General features: G+C 56.4%; 16 protein-coding genes. 12 read left to right on the forward strand and 4 right to left on the reverse strand.

Annotation, left to right across the window (positions count from 1 at the left end; genetic code table 11):
* The first annotated feature begins 25 nt into the window (after window positions 1-25).
* Both pdxT and fdhF read left to right on the forward strand, forming a co-directional pair.
* A complete protein-coding gene (pdxT, locus tag E3E36_RS06305) occupies window positions 26-619 on the forward strand; it encodes a pyridoxal 5'-phosphate synthase glutaminase subunit PdxT (protein WP_167894408.1) in 594 nt (197 codons plus the stop codon).
* 55 nt (window positions 620-674) lie between these two features.
* Window positions 675-2,714, forward strand: coding sequence for a formate dehydrogenase subunit alpha (fdhF, locus tag E3E36_RS06310; protein WP_167894409.1), 2,040 nt, complete (start codon window positions 675-677; stop codon window positions 2,712-2,714).
* On the opposite strand, the gene purF is transcribed toward fdhF, so the two are convergent.
* On the reverse strand, window positions 2,677-4,026 hold the full coding sequence (gene purF, locus E3E36_RS06315) for an amidophosphoribosyltransferase (RefSeq protein WP_167894410.1): 1,350 nt from the start codon (window positions 4,024-4,026) through the stop codon (window positions 2,677-2,679). The two genes, fdhF and purF, sit on opposite strands and share 38 nt — an antisense overlap.
* A 161-nt stretch (window positions 4,027-4,187) precedes the next feature.
* Here purF and purC point away from each other — a divergent pair, with 161 nt between their 5' ends.
* Window positions 4,188-4,889, forward strand: a complete 702-nt coding sequence (purC, locus tag E3E36_RS06320) for a phosphoribosylaminoimidazolesuccinocarboxamide synthase (RefSeq protein WP_304940812.1) — start codon at window positions 4,188-4,190, stop codon at window positions 4,887-4,889.
* On the opposite strand, the gene E3E36_RS06325 is transcribed toward purC, so the two are convergent.
* Window positions 4,856-5,029 (reverse strand): hypothetical protein, encoded by a 174-nt coding sequence (locus E3E36_RS06325; RefSeq protein ID WP_167894412.1) that lies wholly within the window; start codon window positions 5,027-5,029, stop codon window positions 4,856-4,858. The genes purC and E3E36_RS06325 overlap by 34 nt on opposite strands.
* A gap of 30 nt (window positions 5,030-5,059) precedes the next feature.
* Complete coding sequence (gene purM, locus E3E36_RS06330) at window positions 5,060-6,061, reverse strand: phosphoribosylformylglycinamidine cyclo-ligase (protein ID WP_167894845.1); 1,002 nt, start codon at window positions 6,059-6,061, stop codon at window positions 5,060-5,062.
* Window positions 6,062-6,179: 118 nt separating this feature from the next.
* Here purM and purT point away from each other — a divergent pair, with 118 nt between their 5' ends.
* Window positions 6,180-7,472, forward strand: a complete 1,293-nt coding sequence (purT, locus tag E3E36_RS06335; RefSeq protein ID WP_167894846.1) for a phosphoribosylglycinamide formyltransferase 2 — start codon at window positions 6,180-6,182, stop codon at window positions 7,470-7,472.
* 130 nt (window positions 7,473-7,602) lie between these two features.
* Here the strand turns inward: purT and purE are convergent, their stop codons facing one another.
* Entirely contained in the window at window positions 7,603-8,034 is a 432-nt protein-coding gene (gene purE, locus E3E36_RS06340) for a 5-(carboxyamino)imidazole ribonucleotide mutase (protein ID WP_167894847.1), read from the reverse strand.
* Between the two features lie 106 nt (window positions 8,035-8,140).
* On the opposite strand from purE, the gene purD reads away from it, so the two are divergent.
* The 8 genes from purD to E3E36_RS06380 all read left to right on the forward strand — a co-directional run bounded on the left by purD (window position 8,141) and on the right by E3E36_RS06380 (window position 16,240).
* Window positions 8,141-9,457: a phosphoribosylamine--glycine ligase gene (gene purD, locus E3E36_RS06345; RefSeq protein WP_167894848.1), complete on the forward strand. Its 1,317-nt coding sequence runs from the start codon at window positions 8,141-8,143 to the stop codon at window positions 9,455-9,457.
* A gap of 10 nt (window positions 9,458-9,467) precedes the next feature.
* Entirely contained in the window at window positions 9,468-10,610 is a 1,143-nt protein-coding gene (locus E3E36_RS06350; protein ID WP_167894413.1) for a formate--phosphoribosylaminoimidazolecarboxamide ligase family protein, read from the forward strand.
* 10 nt (window positions 10,611-10,620) lie between these two features.
* Entirely contained in the window at window positions 10,621-10,863 is a 243-nt protein-coding gene (gene purS, locus E3E36_RS06355; RefSeq protein WP_167894414.1) for a phosphoribosylformylglycinamidine synthase subunit PurS, read from the forward strand.
* Between the two features lies 1 nt (window position 10,864).
* Entirely contained in the window at window positions 10,865-11,536 is a 672-nt protein-coding gene (purQ, locus tag E3E36_RS06360) for a phosphoribosylformylglycinamidine synthase I (protein WP_167894415.1), read from the forward strand.
* A 4-nt stretch (window positions 11,537-11,540) separates the two neighbouring features.
* On the forward strand, window positions 11,541-13,679 hold the full coding sequence (gene purL / locus E3E36_RS06365; RefSeq protein WP_167894416.1) for a phosphoribosylformylglycinamidine synthase subunit PurL: 2,139 nt from the start codon (window positions 11,541-11,543) through the stop codon (window positions 13,677-13,679).
* Window positions 13,676-14,671 (forward strand): formate--phosphoribosylaminoimidazolecarboxamide ligase, encoded by a 996-nt coding sequence (locus E3E36_RS06370; RefSeq protein ID WP_167894417.1) that lies wholly within the window; start codon window positions 13,676-13,678, stop codon window positions 14,669-14,671. Before purL ends, E3E36_RS06370 begins: the two co-directional genes overlap by 4 nt.
* Window positions 14,672-14,740: 69 nt before the next feature.
* Complete coding sequence (guaA, locus tag E3E36_RS06375; protein WP_167894849.1) at window positions 14,741-15,664, forward strand: glutamine-hydrolyzing GMP synthase; 924 nt, start codon at window positions 14,741-14,743, stop codon at window positions 15,662-15,664.
* 9 nt (window positions 15,665-15,673) lie between these two features.
* Complete coding sequence (locus tag E3E36_RS06380; RefSeq protein ID WP_167894418.1) at window positions 15,674-16,240, forward strand: GMP synthase subunit A; 567 nt, start codon at window positions 15,674-15,676, stop codon at window positions 16,238-16,240.
* Window positions 16,241-16,266 lie beyond the last annotated feature (26 nt).

The raw sequence follows: 16,266 nt of genomic DNA on the forward strand, positions 1-16,266 counted from the left end.
ATTTTTTCGCTTTTGGGGTGATACTATGGTCAGAGTTGGCGTCATCGGCCTCCAGGGCGATGTGAGCGAACACATCGAGGCGGCTAAAAGGGCCCTAGAAAACCTTGGAGTTTCAGGGGAGGTAATCTGGCTCAGAAAACCAAACCACCTCGAAGGCATTTCCGCCATAATAATCCCCGGCGGCGAGAGCACGACCATCTCAAGGCTCGTGGTGAGGAACGGCCTCTTCGAGCCCCTGAAAAAGCTCGGTGAGGAAGGCCTGCCCATAATGGGTACATGCGCCGGCCTGATAATGCTCTCAAAGGAGGTAATAGGTGCCACGCCCGAGCAGAAGTTCCTTGAGCTGCTCGATGTGAAAACCAACAGGAACGCATACGGAAGGCAGGTGGACAGCTTTGAAGCACCTGTAAAGTTGGCCTTCAGCGACGACCCCTTCCCCGGCGTCTTCATCCGCGCCCCGAGGATAGTCGAGCTCCTCAGCGACAGGGTGAAGCCGGTAGCGTGGCTCGGAGACAGAATAGTTGGCGTTGAGCAGGACAACATCATCGGCCTTGAGTTCCACCCGGAGCTGACGGACGACACGAGGGTTCACGAGTACTTCCTGGAGAAGGCAATATAATCTGAACATTTTTTCATCAATTTTTGGCAAAAAGCTTTTTATTTTTGCTGCTTAGATGTTTACAGGTGGTAGTGTGGAGGATCCCAAGACCGTCGTGTGCCCCTACTGCGGCTTTGGCTGCAAGCTTCTCGTTGATCCCAGGACGATGCGGGTTAAACCCCACCGAGGCGAGCCGAACAGGGGTAAGCTCTGTCCCAAGGGGCTTCATGCGACGGAGTTCGTTCTTTCTGGGGACAGGCTTAAACGCCCCCTGAAGCGTGAGGGCTCTAAGATGAGGCCGATAAGCTGGGGGCAGGCCATCGAGGAGATAGCGGGCAAGCTCCTCGAAATCCGTGAGCTGTACGGGGCCGATGCCGTTGCCTTTATGGCATCATCCAAGGTGAGCAACGAGGAGAACTACCTCCTCCAGAAGATAGCGCGCCTCTTCGGCACCAACAACATAGACAACTGCGCCCGTCTCTGCCACGAGGCGAGTGTCCACGCCCTCAAGATGACGGTCGGCGCGGGGGCGCAGACGAACCCCTACGAAGACCTGGAGAGCTTCAACGCGATACTCATCTGGGGCTACAACCCGGCAGAGACGCACCCGGTGGTTATGGACTACATCCTGCGGGCGAAGAGAAAGGGGGCAAAGGTTATCGTCGTTGACGTCAGGGAAACCAGGACGATGGCCTTCGCCGATTACCGGCTCGTGATAAGGCCTGGGACTGATATAGCCCTCGCCAACGCCATAATGCATGTGATAATCAGGGAGGAGCTCTACGATGACGAGTTCATAAGGACGCGGACGACGGGCTTCTCCGAGGTAAGGATGGCCGTAAGAAAGTACACCCCTGAGTATGCTGAAAAAGTTACGGGAGTCCCCTCGGAGCTCATCAGGGAAGTCGCAAGAGTCTTCGCCCTGGCCGGAAGCGGTGCAATAATGTGGGGCATGGGCCTGACCCAGCACGTCTCGGGGGTCGAGAACGTCCTGGCGGTCATAGACATAGCACTCCTCCTCGGCTACATCGGCGAGAAGGGTGGTCTCTATCCAATGCGCGGCCAGAACAACGTTCAGGGAGCGGCCTACATGGGCGCTCTCAGTGAGTTCCTGCCGGGCTACGTCCCGCTGACGGACGAAAAGTTCAGAAAGAGGGTCGCCTCGCTGTGGGGTGTCGATGACCTGCCAGTTGAGAGGGGCCTCTACCTGACGGAGCTGTGGGACGCCATAGAGGAGGGCGATGTTAAAGCGCTCTACATCGTCGGCGAGAATCCAGCGGTGAGCGAGGCTAACTTCATGAGGGTCAGAAAAACCCTCAGGAAGCTCGACCTCCTCGTCGTCCAGGATGTCTTCATGACGAGGACGGCAAAATACGCCCATTACATTCTTCCCGCCAGTGCCTTCTGCGAGAAGAGCGGGAGTTACATGAACAGTGAGAGAAGAATCCAGTGGAGCCACAAGGTCTGCGAGCCCTATGCGGACTCAAAGCCCGACTGGGAGATACTGACGATGCTCGGAAAAGCCCTTGGCCTGCCGGGCTTCGATTATAGGGCCGTTGAGGAGATAACCGCGGAGTACTTCCGGCTCTTCCCCTCGCTGGAGGAGAGGACCGTTGAGGAGCTAAAGAACTCGGACGGAATATTCCTTCCGAGGAAGAGGCTCCACACCTGGGAGTTCGCGACCCCGGACGGTAGGGCCCGGCTCATAGCGGTGGAGCAGGTGCAGCCCTGGGAGAAGCCGGACGGGGATTACCCCTTCGTCCTAACGACGGTGAGGTTGATAAGCCACTACAACACGGGTGAGATGACGCTCAGGAGCCCCTCGCTCGTCAGGCTGATGGGAGAACCTAAGGTGCTAATAAACGAAGACGACGCGAAGAGGCTCGGAATCCATGACGGTGACTGGGTCGAGATTGAGACGAAGCGCGGGAAGATTAGAATGAAAGCTAAGCTCGGCAGGATTCCCTCCGGGGTAGTTGCGGTTTCCTTCCACTTCAAGGCAAACAAAATAACAAGCCCTGCCCTGAACAAAGCAGGAACGCCGGAGCTCAAGTTTTCCGCCGCGAGGTTGAGGAAGCTCAGAAGCGGAAAGCCCACTCTGGATACTCACCCGTGAGACAGGCGGTGCAGAGGTCTCTCCTCCCAACTGCTTTCTTCAGCCCCTCGACGCTGAGGTACGCCAGGCTATCGGCCCCTATGCTCGCCCTGACCCTGTCCACGCTCCCGAAGGCCGCTATCAGCTCGTGCCTCGTTGGTATGTCCACGCCCATGTAGCAGGGGTATCTTATCGGCGGGGAAGCTATGCGAACGTGCACCTCCTCCGCTCCCGCTTTTTTCAGCATCGAGACAATCCGTCTCATCGTGGTTCCCCTCACTATCGAGTCGTCCACGAGGACGACCCTCCTTCCCTCTATAACGTCCCTGACCGGTGAGAGCTTGAGCTTGACCTTCAGCTCGCGGTAGAACTGGCCCGGGGTTATGAACGTCCTTCCGATGTAGCGGTTCTTTATGAGCCCCTCGGAGTATGGGATGCCGCTTTCCTGGGAAAAGCCCAGAGCGGCTGCCCTTCCGGAGTCGGGAACCGCTATGACGACGTCTCCATCGGCAGGGCTTTCCTTTGCAAGTTCATGGCCCATTCTGACCCTCGCCGTATAGACGTTCACTCCGTCTATGGTGCTGTCCGGCCGGGCGAAGTAGATGTACTCGAAGACGCAGTGGCGGTGTGTTTCCTTTGCCAGGACTCTACTCTCAACACCGTCCCCATCTACCAGAAAAACTTCCCCGGGCTTCACGTCCCTTATTTTTCCCTCATTGGACTCGTTAACGAAGAGTCTCAGGGCCGAATCTTCGGAGGCAAAGTAGTGGCCTTCCCCAATGCCGTAGCTCAGCGGTCTGAAGCCGACGGGGTCTCTTGCGACGAGTATTTTGCCGTCAAAGAGGAACGCGACTGAATAGGCGCCTTTGACCTCATTGAAAACTTCCCGCATGGCCTCAAACTCATCCCCCGTCTCTTGCAGGTGCCAGAGGAAGGAAACGCCAAGGAGCTCGGAATCTATAGAATGACTGAACCTAACACCAAGTCTCTCGTAGTGCCTCCTCAGGGGAAGAAAATTCGTGAGGGTACCGTTGTGAGCCAAAGCAAGCCTCTTCCCGCAGCAGGAGACCTCGAGCGGCTGAGTCTCTGTGAGGGAGCCGGAAGTGGAGTAGCGGACGTGGGCTATCGCAAGGTTCGACCTCAGCTTTGCCAGCTCGCCGTTCCTGAAGACCTCTGAGACGAGGCCCCGCCCGGCCACTGTTTTAATCCTGTGCCTCCAAGCGCTTATTCCCGCGCTCTCCTGGCCGCGGTGCTGGAGGGAAATAAGGGCATAGTATGCTTTCTTTGCCGCGTTTTCCGTCACCGCCGCGAAGATACCGCACTTCTCCCTCATAACGAATCCCGCCGTAGATTAACTTAAATATGTTAATCAGATAGTAGTTTGGCGGTGAGAATTTAATTATGCTTGCTTAAAAACTTTGCCCAGGTTTTGCCATTAAAATGTCAAAATAATCTTTAAATGGCTACAAATTTTACAGAAAAATGGTGAAGCCTATGGAAGTATACGAAGGCAAGGCTAAAAGGATCATCCCCCTCGACGATGGAAAGGTTGTTATGGAGTTTAAGGACGATGCTACCGCCTTCGACGGGGGTAAGAAGGCCCGGTTCAGGGGAAAGGGCTGGCTGAACGCCCAGATAAGCGCCTACCTCTTCAAAGTGCTTGAGAGGAACGAGATAAAGACCCACTTCATCGGAGTCGCGGGTGACAACAGGCTAATAGTCGAGAAGCTGAGGATGTACCCGGTGGAGGTAGTCGTCAGGAACGTCGTTGCCGGAAGCCTGAAAAAGCGTCTCCCCCTTGAGGAGGGCACCGAGCTCCGAGAGCCGATAGTGGAGCTTTACTACAAGGACGACACCCTCCACGACCCGATGATAAACCGATACCACGCGAGGGTTCTGGGGATAAGCGAGGAGGAGATAAGGGAGATGGAACGTATAGCCCTGAGGGTGAACGAAATCCTGAGGGAGTACTTCAAAGAGAAAGGCATCATCCTGGTAGACTTCAAGCTTGAGTTCGGGAAGAACGAGCGTGGAGAGATAGTCCTTGGGGATGAGATAAGCCCTGACACCTGCCGCTTCTGGGACGCCGAAACCGGGAGGAGTCTCGACAAGGACGTCTTCAGGTTTGATAAGGGCGACCTCGTTAAAGCTTACGAGGAGCTCTACGAGCGCCTTACGGGCAGTTCGCTCTCATAGGTTATGAGAACCGTGTAGCAGCCCTTCTTATCCTCTTTTATCTCTATCCTCTTTAGTCTTAGCCCATATTCCTCAACTGCTCCTGCGACGACCTCTGGGAGTTCCTCAAGAAAGGCCTTTCTTTTGACGGTCAGTTCCATTGGATCACCGGAAAAAGTTGGGACTGGAGTTTAAAGCGTTACTCCGTAGTTCTCCACCCTTACGCCGGGCCCCTCCGTGACGACCCCGAGATCGAAGCTCTCGAAGCAACGGTTGAGGACTTCAATGGCCTCGTCCCTCTCTTCCCGGGGCACGACCGCCACCATCCCAACGCCCATGTTGAATACACGGAACATCTCCTCCAGCGGTACGCCGTTCTCGTGGATGAGCCTGAAGATACCGTCAACAGGAGGCATCTCGAGGGAGAAGCCATAATCCGTCAGGCGCTTTAAGTTGAGAAGCCCTCCGCCTGTTATGTGGGCCAGACCGTGCACCTCAACGCTCTCCAGAAGCTCGAGGATTGGCTTCACATAAATCCTCGTCGGCTCCAGGAGCCACTCCCAGAGCTTTCTGCCCTCGTACTCGTAGTCGAGCCCGTACTTCGGGATGAGGAGCTTTCTGGCAAGGGTTAGGCCGTTTGAATGTATCCCTGAGCTGGAAACTCCAAGGACCACGTCTCCGGGCTTTATCTTCTCGCCCGTTATTACTCCGTCTTTCTCGACGACACCGATGGCGGTTCCGGCTAAATCGAAGCCGTTTATCAAGTCAGGCATTACAGCCGTTTCGCCGCCCACTATGGCTATTCCCGCTTGCTTTGCCCCCTCATAGAGGCCCTTCGCTATCTCGCTGAAGACTCCCTCGTCCGGCTCCTTAACGGCCAGGTAATCGACCAGTGCAACGGGCTCTGCACCGACGCATAGCAGGTCGTTCACGTTCATCGCTATCATGTCTATTCCTATGGTGTCGAACTTTCCAACGGCCTCAGCAACGAGCACCTTTGTGCCAACTCCGTCCGTGGTCATGGTCAGGTAAAAGCTTCCGAAGTCCATCAGCGCCGCGTAGTGGCCAATCCCGCTCGGTTCGCCGAGTTTTCCCCGCCTGGACTCGAAGGTCGCCTTTGCAAGCGAGATTATTCCCTTCAGGGCCTTTGAGGTCTTTTCATCATCGACTCCCGCCTGGGCATAGGTCAGCATGAGTACCACCACTGGCTGGTTCGTGGAGGAGCTTAAAAGATTTGCCATTTTCTTGCTTAAAAAGGCTTAAATACTTGCAAATTTTGACATTTTAACGTCAAACTTTGAGGTGGTGCCCATGATTAAGCTCCGTGACGAGCTTGGAACCGCTATGACGGACTCCGCTCAAAAGATACTCCTCCTCGGGAGCGGCGAGCTCGGGAAGGAGATAGCCATCGAGGCCCAGAGGCTCGGTGTGGAAGTTATCGCCGTTGACCGCTACGCCAACGCCCCGGCCATGCAGGTCGCTCACCGCTCCTACGTCGGCGACATGAAGAACGCGGACTTCCTGTGGAATGTTGTGGAGAGGGAGAAGCCTGACGCGATAATTCCGGAGATAGAGGCCATAAACCTCGACGCCCTCTTCGAGCTTGAGAAGGATGGCTACTTCGTTGTCCCGAATGCAAAGGCGACGTGGATAGCGATGCACCGCGAGAGGACGAGGGAAACTCTCGCGAAAGAGGCTAAAGTTCCGACGTCACGCTACGCCTACGCCACGACTCTCGACGAGCTATACGATGCCTGCGAGGAGATAGGCTACCCCTGCCACACCAAGGCCATAATGAGCTCCTCTGGAAAGGGCTCCTACTTTGTGAAAGGCCCAGAGGACGTCCCGAAGGCCTGGGAGGAGGCCAAGAAAAAGGCCCGCGGCAGCGCGGAGAAAATCATAGTCGAGGAGCACATAGACTTTGACGTCGAGATAACCGAGCTGGCTGTGAGGCACTTTGACGAGAACGGTGAAATAGTTACCACCTTCCCCAAACCGGTCGGCCACTACCAGATAGACGGCGACTACCACGCCAGCTGGCAGCCCGCTGAGATAAGCGAGAAGGCCGAGCGCGAAGTTTACCGCATAGCGAAGCGCATCACTGATGTTCTCGGCGGACTGGGGCTCTTTGGTGTGGAGATGTTCGTTAAGGGCGACAGGGTATGGGCCAACGAGGTATCTCCAAGGCCACATGATACTGGAATGGTAACGCTTGCCTCCCACCCGACCGGCTTTTCAGAGTTCGGACTGCATCTGAGGGCGGTTCTTGGACTTCCCGTCCCAGGCAAGTGGGCTGATGGTTACAGACTCTTCCCGCTGCTTACGCCAGCTGCAACCCATGTCATAAAGGCGAACGTCTCCGGATACTCGCCAAGGTTCCGCGGTTTGGTGAAGGCCTTGAGCGTCCCGAACGCGACGGTGAGGCTCTTCGGCAAGCCAGAAGCATATCCCGGGAGAAGGCTTGGTGTTGCGCTGGCGTGGGATAGGAGTGTTGGGGAGGCCAAGAGGAGGGCCGAGATTGTGGCACACTCTGTCGAACTAAGAACCAGAAGTTCCAGCTGGCACTCTCAAGATTATGAGAAGAGGATGCATTCTGTTGATTAACACTTTGTAACAGTTCGATGAAAGAAGGAAACCTTTAAAACGGTTAAAGTGTTCCATTGTGTGAGCTAGAATAAGTAGTTTCCATTAAATAATGGGGCGGGTGGAATAAGCCCACGTTAACGATGCGGGCTCATGCCCGCATCTTTTCTCTGTACTCCGCGAGCTTCTTCCTGAGTTCATCGTTCTGGAGTGCCAAAATCTCGATCGCCAGTAGCGCCGCGTTCTTTCCGTTGTCTATGCCCACTGTGGCTACGGGCACTCCGGGGGGTAGCTGGGCAATGCTGAGGAGGGCGTCGAGGCCGTCGAGCTTTGCTGAGACGGGAACGCCGATAACGGGCTTAAGTGTGTGGGCCGCTATCACGCCGGGCAAAGCTGCACTTAGACCTGCAATGGCTATAAACACATCGTAATCCTTCTTTGCAAGCTCCTCGACCTTCTTCGGGTTCCTGTGGGCCGAGGCGACTTCAACGTCATAGGAAACTCCGAACTCGTCGAGAACCGAGGTCACCTTCTCCGCAATATGGGAGTCGCTCTTGCTTCCCATAACCACGAGCACCTTCATGGGCTTCACCGAAAGAAATTGTCTGCGGCACTTTATAAATTTTGCCATTTTAATGTAAAAACAAAGCTTAAAAACTGAAGTTTTTGACAAATAAATGGTGAAACTCATGAGGATTCTGCTAGTTGGAGGAGGTGGCAGGGAGCACGCTATAGGAAAAGCTCTCGTTAGAGCCGGAGCTGAGCTCTATGTCGTTTCAAAGCACAAAAATCCCGGGCTGGCAAGGCTGGCGAAGGAATATGGCCTCGCGAAGGAAACCGATGTTCCCAAAGTTCTTGAGTTTGCAGAGAAGTGGGGAATTGACATCGCGTTCATAGGACCTGAGTCACCCCTGGAGAAGGGAATCGTAAACGTCTTCGAGGAGAAGGGTATTCCTGCGGTGGGGCCGACTAGGGAAGCTGCACAGCTCGAGACCAACAAGGCCTTCGCCCGCTCCCTCATGGCGAGGTACGAGATCCCCGGCAGGAAGCTCTTCCACGTCTTTGATGACGTTTCTGAGATGCGCTCGTGGATAGACGACTTCGGAAAGCCCGTCGTTGTGAAGCCTCTTGGCCTGACAGGCGGTAAGGGAGTTAAGGTCGTCGGCTACCAGCTGAGGGACAACGACGAGGCCAAGGCCTACGCCGAGGAGCTTATCAGGAAGGAGGGAAGGGTTCTCATTGAGGAAAGAACCGACGGTGTCGAGTTCACCTTCCAGGTCTTTACCGACGGGAAGAGGGTCATTCCAATGCCCCTCGCCCAGGATTATCCCCACGCCTACGAGGACGATAAGGGCCCGATAACCGGAGGGATGGGCTCTTACTCATGCGGGAACCACCTGCTCCCTTTTGTCACACGTGAGGACTACAAGAAGGCCCTTGAAACACTCAAGGCGACCGTTGAAGCCATGCGGAAGAACGGAACACCCTACAAGGGAATCCTCTATGGCCAGTTCATGCTCTCCAGAGATGGCCCGGTTATAATCGAGTACAACGCCCGCTTCGGCGACCCAGAGGCAATGAACGTCCTCCCGCTCCTCAAGACGAGCCTGCTTGAGATAACCGAGGGAATCGTGGATGGCAACCTGAAAGGAGCGGAGTTCGAAAACAAAGCCACCGTCGTCAAGTATCTCGCACCAAAGGGCTATCCAGTCAGCCCCGTGAGGGGAGTGAAGGTCGAAGTGAACGAAGGGGCCATAGCCGAAGCCGGGGCAAGGCTCTACTATGCCTCGATCGATGAGAGCTTCACGCTCCTTGGCTCACGTGCCATAGCAGTCGTTGGAATCTCTGAAACGCTTGAAGAGGCCGAGAAAATGGCCCAGAATGCCATCGGCCATGTGAGGGGCGAGCTCTTCTACAGGCGGGACGTCGGCACTAGGGAGAGCGTCGAGAAACGGGTACGCATCATGAAGGGGTTTGGGAAGGAGTTTGAGCCCAATGCCTGTTGAGGTGGTTGAGATGATAAGCCGTGAGGAAATTTTGGGGGTACTTGAAAGATACGACCCCGAAAAGATAACCGTCGGAGTCATCGGGAGCCATTCAGCCCTGGACATAGCCGACGGGGCAAAGGAGGAAGGCCTTCCGGTTCTCGTCGTTGCCCAGATGGGCAGGCACAGGACCTACGCCGAGTACTTCAAGCTGAGAAAAACGCGCGACGGCCTAACCAAGGGCTTCATTGACGAGGTCATTGTTCTGGAGAAGTTCAGGCGGATAATAGACATCCAGGACGAGCTGGTGAAGAGGAACGTCATCTTCGTCCCGAACCGCTCCTTTGTTGTATACACCGGCATCGACAGGGTTGAGAACGAGTTCAAAGTTCCGCTCTTCGGGAGCAGGAACCTGCTGCGGAGCGAGGAGAGGAGCGAGGAGAAGAGTTACTACTGGCTGCTTGAGAGGGCCGGCCTGCCTTATCCTGAGCCTGTTGAGCCTGAGGGGATAGATGAGGTAGGCCTCGTCATCGTCAAGCTCCCGCACGCGAAGAAGAGGCTTGAGCGCGGCTTCTTCACTGCTGCAAGCTACAATGAGTTCCGCGAGAAGGCTGAGAAGCTCATCAAGCTCGGCGTAATCACCGAGGAAGACCTCGCCAGGGCCAGAATCGAGCGCTACATAATCGGCCCGGTCTTCAACTTCGACTTCTTCTACTCGCCGATAGATGGGGAGATTGAGCTTTTGGGAATCGACTGGCGCTTTGAGACGAGCTTGGACGGCCACGTGAGGCTTCCCGCTCACCAGCAGTTAACTTTGCCGGAGCACCAGTTCGAGCCTGAATACACCGTCACCGGCCACGCGGCTTCAACGCTCCGTGAATCACTTCTGGAGAAGGTCTTCGACATGGCCGAGCGCTATGTAAAAGCGACTCAGGAGTACTATCCGCCGGGAATAATCGGGCCCTTCACCCTCCAGACGGCCGTTGACAAGGATCTCAACTTCTACATCTACGACGTCGCCCCGAGAACCGGCGGTGGAACCAACATCCACATGGCGATGGGCCATCCCTACGGAAACGCCCTCTGGAGAAAGCCGATGAGCACCGGAAGGAGAGTTGCCCTTGAGATAAAACGGGCCGTAGAGCTCGACGAGCTTGAGAAGGTAGTCACGTGAGGTGGTTGAAATGAGGTGGAAGGTTACTGTCGTCGTTCGCCTCAAGGAAGGCCTCAATGACCCTGAAGGAAGGGTCATAGGAAACGCCCTCAGGAACCTCGGCTACGCGGTAGAAAACCTGCGCGTTCCCAAGTACTTCGAATTCGAGCTGGAGAGCGAAGAGCCCGAGCGGGAAGTGGAGGAGATGTGCAAAAAGCTCCTCGCTAACCCGCTGATCCACAGCTGGGAGTACAGGGTAGAACCGGTGAGCTGAGATGGTTCGCTTTGCGGTGGTGGTGTTTCCGGGAACCAACTGCGACTTCGAGACCGAGAGGGCCATAAGAAAGGCCGGTGCCGAGGCCGAGCGTGTCTGGTACAAAACGAGCCTCAAGGACTTCGATGGCGTGGTTTTGCCTGGCGGCTTCAGCTACGCCGATTATCTTCGCGCTGGAGCGATAGCGGCGGGACAGGAGATAATGGAGGAAGTCAGGGAGTTCGCCCGCGAGGGGAGACCCGTCCTCGGGATATGCAACGGCTTTCAGGTTCTGACGGAGGCGGGTCTCCTTCCGGGAGCACTGAGGCCGAACAGGATTCCGCGCTTTCTCTGCAGGTGGGTGCACCTGAGGATTGCCGATGTAGAGACGCCATTCACTTCTCTCTACGAGCCGGGAGAGGTCATAAGGATGCCAATAGCCCACGCGGAGGGCAACTACTACGTAGACGACCCGTCAAAGGTCAGAATCGTCTTCCAGTACAGTGACGAAAAGGGCAACATCACGGGGGAGGCCAACCCCAACGGCTCGGTTCTCAACATAGCGGCGATAGCCAACGAGAGGAGCAACGTCCTCGGAACGATGCCCCATCCGGAGAGGGCAAGCGACAGATTTCTTGGCGGTGAGGACGGCCTGAGGCTCTTCAGGAGCATGGTAGAGTGGGCGAGGAGGTGAGGAAATGTTCCCGCACGAGGAGACGCTCATCCGTGAAAGGCTCGGCAGGGAGCCGAACGAACTTGAGTGGGCGATGCTTGAGGTCATGTGGAGCGAGCACGCTTCATACAAGTCCAGCAGAAAGTGGCTCAAGCTTTTGCCCACAAGCAACGAGCACGTGGTTTTGGGCCCCGGTGAGGACGCTGGAATAATCAGGTTTGACGACGAGACCTGGGTAGTCGTTGGAATCGAGAGCCACAACCATCCGAGCGCGGTCGAGCCCTATGGCGGAGCGGCAACAGGTGTCGGCGGAATAGTGAGGGACATCCTCTGCATGGGGGCAAGACCAATAGCACTCCTCGACCCGATACGCTTCGGGCCATTGGAGAAGGAGCGGAACCGCTACCTCTTCGAGTACGTCGTCAAGGGCATAGCCGACTACGGCAACAGGATAGGCGTCCCGACCGTTGGTGGAGAGACAGAGTTTGACGAGAGCCTCGATAAATACACCCTCGTCAACGTCGCCTGCATCGGGATAATGAGGCCGGAACATCTCGTCCACAGCTACGTAACTGAAGCCGGTCTGAAGCTCGTCCTAGTCGGCAACAGAACCGGAAGGGATGGCATTCACGGTGTCACCTTTGCGAGCGAGGAGCTTGGTGAGGACACCGAGGAAGACCGCTCTGCCGTTCAGATTCCCGACCCTTTCACGGAAAAGCTCCTCATAGAGGCAACTCTTGAAGCTGTATACACCGGCAAAGTTAAAGCTCTAAAAGACCTCGGGGGCGGCGGTCTCACCTGCGCCGCCTCGGAGATGGCTGGCAAGAAGGACCTCGGCACGGTAATCCACGCTGACCGCGTTCCTCTCCGCGAGCCGGGGATGAGCGTTGCCGAGGTCATGATCTCCGAGAGCCAGGAGAGGATGCTCTTCGCGGTTAGCGAAGCCGACGTTGATGCCCTCGGAAAGGTCTTCGAGAAGTACGGCCTCGAATGGACAGTGGTGGGGGAGGTCATCGAGGAGCCGCGCTTTGTGATATACTGGATGGGTGAGAAGGCTGCAGATCTACCCATCGAACTCCTCACGGACGTTCCGACAATAGAGTGGGAGATGAGGCCCTACAGCTTGGAAATGGATGTCGAAACCCCTGACGTTTCCTTTGAGAAGGCCTTCGACCTCGTCTGGGGGAGCCCCAACGTGATGAGCAAGCGCTGGATTTGGCAGCAGTACGACCACGAGGTTCAGGGGAGGACCGTCCTTAAGCCCGGAAGAGATGCCGCCGTTCTGAAGCTCAACGACGAGTATGGCCTGGCCTTCGTTGCCGACGGAAACCCCGGCCACAGCTACCTCAACCCCTACCAAGGGGCGATGGGCGCTGTTGCAGAGGTCGTCAGAAACCTGGTGAGTGTTGGAGCTAAACCTCTCGCCTTGGTGGACAACCTCAACTTCGCCTCGCCCGAGAGGCCCGAAGTGTACTGGAGCTTCGCCGAGACCGTCAGGGGTCTGGCGGATGCGGCTAAAGCCTTTGGCTTGGCCTACGTCAGCGGCAACGTCAGCTTCTACAACGAGGTCGTTGACAGGCCGATAAAGCCGACCCCTGTCGTTGCCGGCCTCGGAAAGGTCAAGCTTGAGGAAATTCCTGAGATGGGGCTCAGCAGCGGACTGCTCATAGGCGTCGTTGGGGTAACGAAGGCCGAACTCGGCGGCTCGGAGCTGTTCGCGAGGCTCGGCATCGAGGGTGGCTTTGCCCCGCGTGTAGACCTTGAGGCCGAGAAGGCCAACGCCGAGGGAATCCTGACGGCGATAAAGAAGGGCCTCGTCAGAGCGGTTCACGACGTGAGCAGGGGCGGAATAGCCGTTGCCCTGGGGGAGATGGCCATCACCGGAAACAGCGGCTTTGTGGTTGACCTGTCAAAGGTTCCCGCCGAAACTTCTAGCCCAATCGAGGTCGCCTTCAGCGAGGGCCACTCCCGCTATATCGTGGCCTTCCCGGAGGAGAACCTCGATGAGCTCACTGCCATCTTCAGGGACTTCGCCCTCATTGGAAAGGCAGGGGGAAAAGATGCCGTCTTCCTCTGGGACGAAAGGGAGCTCCTCCGAAAGCCCCTCGAAGAGCTTAGAGCAATCCACGAGTCCCTGCCCAAGCTGATGGGTGAGGAGGAATGAGAATAGCGACCTACGCTTCACACTCGGCCCTTCAGATTTTGAAGGGAGCAAAGGGAGAGGGCTTTGAGACGATAGCCTTCGGAAACCCCCGCGTTAGGCCCCTCTACACCAGATACTTCCCGGTGGCGGATCATTTCATCGAGGGAACTTATCCCGAGGAAGAGCTCCTTGAGCTCGACGCGGTCGTCATACCAACCGGCTCGTTCGTTGCCCACCTCGGAATTGAGCTTGTCGAGCGCATGAAGGTTCCCTACTACGGCAACAAAGAAGTCCTGAAGTGGGAGAACGACAGAACGCTTGAGAGGAGGTGGCTTGAGAAGGCGAAGCTTCGCCTTCCGAGGGTTTACGAGGACCCAGACGACATAGACGGGCCGGTCATAGTCAAGCCCCACGGGGCGAAGGGCGGAAAGGGCTACTTCCTGGCGAAGAGCCCCGAGGACTTCTGGAGAAAGGCCGAGAGGCTTGGCGTCAGGGACAAGGACAGCCTTGGGGGAATTCAGATTCAGGAGTACGTCCTCGGCGTTCCGGTTTACCCCCACTACTTCTACTCGAAGCTCAATCGCGAGCTGGAGCTGATGAGCATTGATAGAAGGTATGAGTCAAACGCCGACGCGATAGGCAGGATCCCTGCCAAAGAGCAGCTTGCCCTTGAACCCAACACCAACTACACGGTGATAGGCAACATCCCGATAGTCCTCCGCGAGAGCCTGCTGATGGACGTCATCGAGGCCGGGGAGAGGACGGTCAAAGCTGCCGAGGAGCTCATGGGCGGTCTCTGGGGCCCCTTCTGTCTGGAGGGAGTCTTCACCGAGGAGCTTGAGTTCGTCGTCTTCGAGATTTCCGCCAGGATAGTCGCTGGAACGAACCCCTTCGTCCACGGCTCCCCCTACAGCTGGCTCCGCTATGATTATCCGGTCAGCACCGGAAGGAGGATAGCGATGGAGCTGAGGCAAGCTGAGGATGAGGAAAGGCTCGACGAAATTTTGACGTGAAACTGTTTAATTCCCGCTCGGATAGGTTTATAAATTGACGTCCGAATGGTTGGCAAAAAGGTGGTGCTCATGTGGGAGAGGTTCATCGAGGAGAAGGTTGAGGAGATTAGGGAAACGGTCGGCGATGGAAAGGCGATAATAGCACTCTCCGGCGGTGTTGACAGCTCCGTTGCCGCGGTGCTTGCTCACAAGGCCATAGGCGATAAACTCCACGCGGTCTTTGTCAACACCGGCTTTATGAGGAAGAACGAGCCGGAGTTCGTCGTCAAGACCTTCCGGGACGAGTTCGGGCTTAACCTGCACTACGTCGATGCCGGCGAGAGGTTCTTCAGCGAGCTTAAGGGTGTCACTGACCCCGAGGAGAAGAGGAAGATAATCGGCAGGGTCTTCATCGAGGTGTTTGAAGAGGTCGCGAGGGAGATTGATGCCCAGTTCCTCATCCAGGGAACCATAGCTCCAGACTGGATAGAGAGCAAGGGGAAAATCAAGAGCCACCACAACGTTGGAGGACTGCCCGAGAGACTTAACCTCAAGCTCATAGAGCCGCTCCGCGACCTCTACAAGGACGAGGTCAGGGAACTTGGCAGGGAGCTCGGCCTCCCGGAGAAGATATACAACCGCATGCCCTTCCCGGGGCCCGGCCTTGCCGTCCGCGTCCTCGGCGAAGTTACGCCGAAGAAGGTCGCCATCGTTAGAGAGGCTAATGCCATAGTCGAGGAGGAGATCGAGAAGGCCGGACTGAAACCCTGGCAGGCCTTCGCCGTTCTGCTGGGAGTGAAAACCGTTGGAGTTCAGGGCGACATAAGGGCCTACAAGGAAACAATCGCTGTCCGCGTCGTTGAGAGCCTCGACGGCATGACGGCCAATGCCATGAACGTTCCCTTCGAGGTCCTCCAGAGGATAGCCTTCAGGATAACGAGCGAGATACCCGAGGTTGGAAGGGTGCTCTACGACATCACCAACAAACCCCCGGCGACGATAGAGTTTGAGTGAGGTGGTGACATGATAATCATCATGGACAACGGCGGGCAGTACGTCCACAGGATATGGAGGACGCTCCGCTATCTCGGTGTCGGGGCCAAGATAATCCCCAACACGACGCCGCTTGAGGAGATAAAGGCCATGAAGCCGAAGGGTATAATCTTCTCGGGCGGTCCGGACATCGAGAAGACCGGCAACTGCTCCGCTATCTTGGAGCACTACGACGAATTCAACGTGCCGATACTTGGAATCTGTCTCGGGCACCAGCTGATAGCGAAGCACTTCGGCGGAAAGGTCGGAAGGGGTGAAAAAGCTGAATACAGCCTCGTTGAGGTGGAGATACTGGAGGAGAACGACATCTTCCGTGGGCTTCCGGAGAGGCTCAAGGTCTGGGAGAGCCACATGGATGAGGTGAAGGAGTTACCTAAGGGCTTCAAACTCCTCGCGAGGAGCGAGACCTGCCCCGTTGAGGCCATGAAGCACGAGAGCCTTCCCATCTACGGCGTCCAGTTCCATCCTGAGGTTGCTCACACGGAGAGGGGGGCGGATATATACCGCAACTTCGCAGAGCTCTGCGGCGAACTCTAGTCAGCTAGTCGATCCTCTCCTCATCT

Source organism: Thermococcus sp. M36 (assembly GCF_012027355.1).
Lineage (GTDB): Archaea > Methanobacteriota_B > Thermococci > Thermococcales > Thermococcaceae > Thermococcus.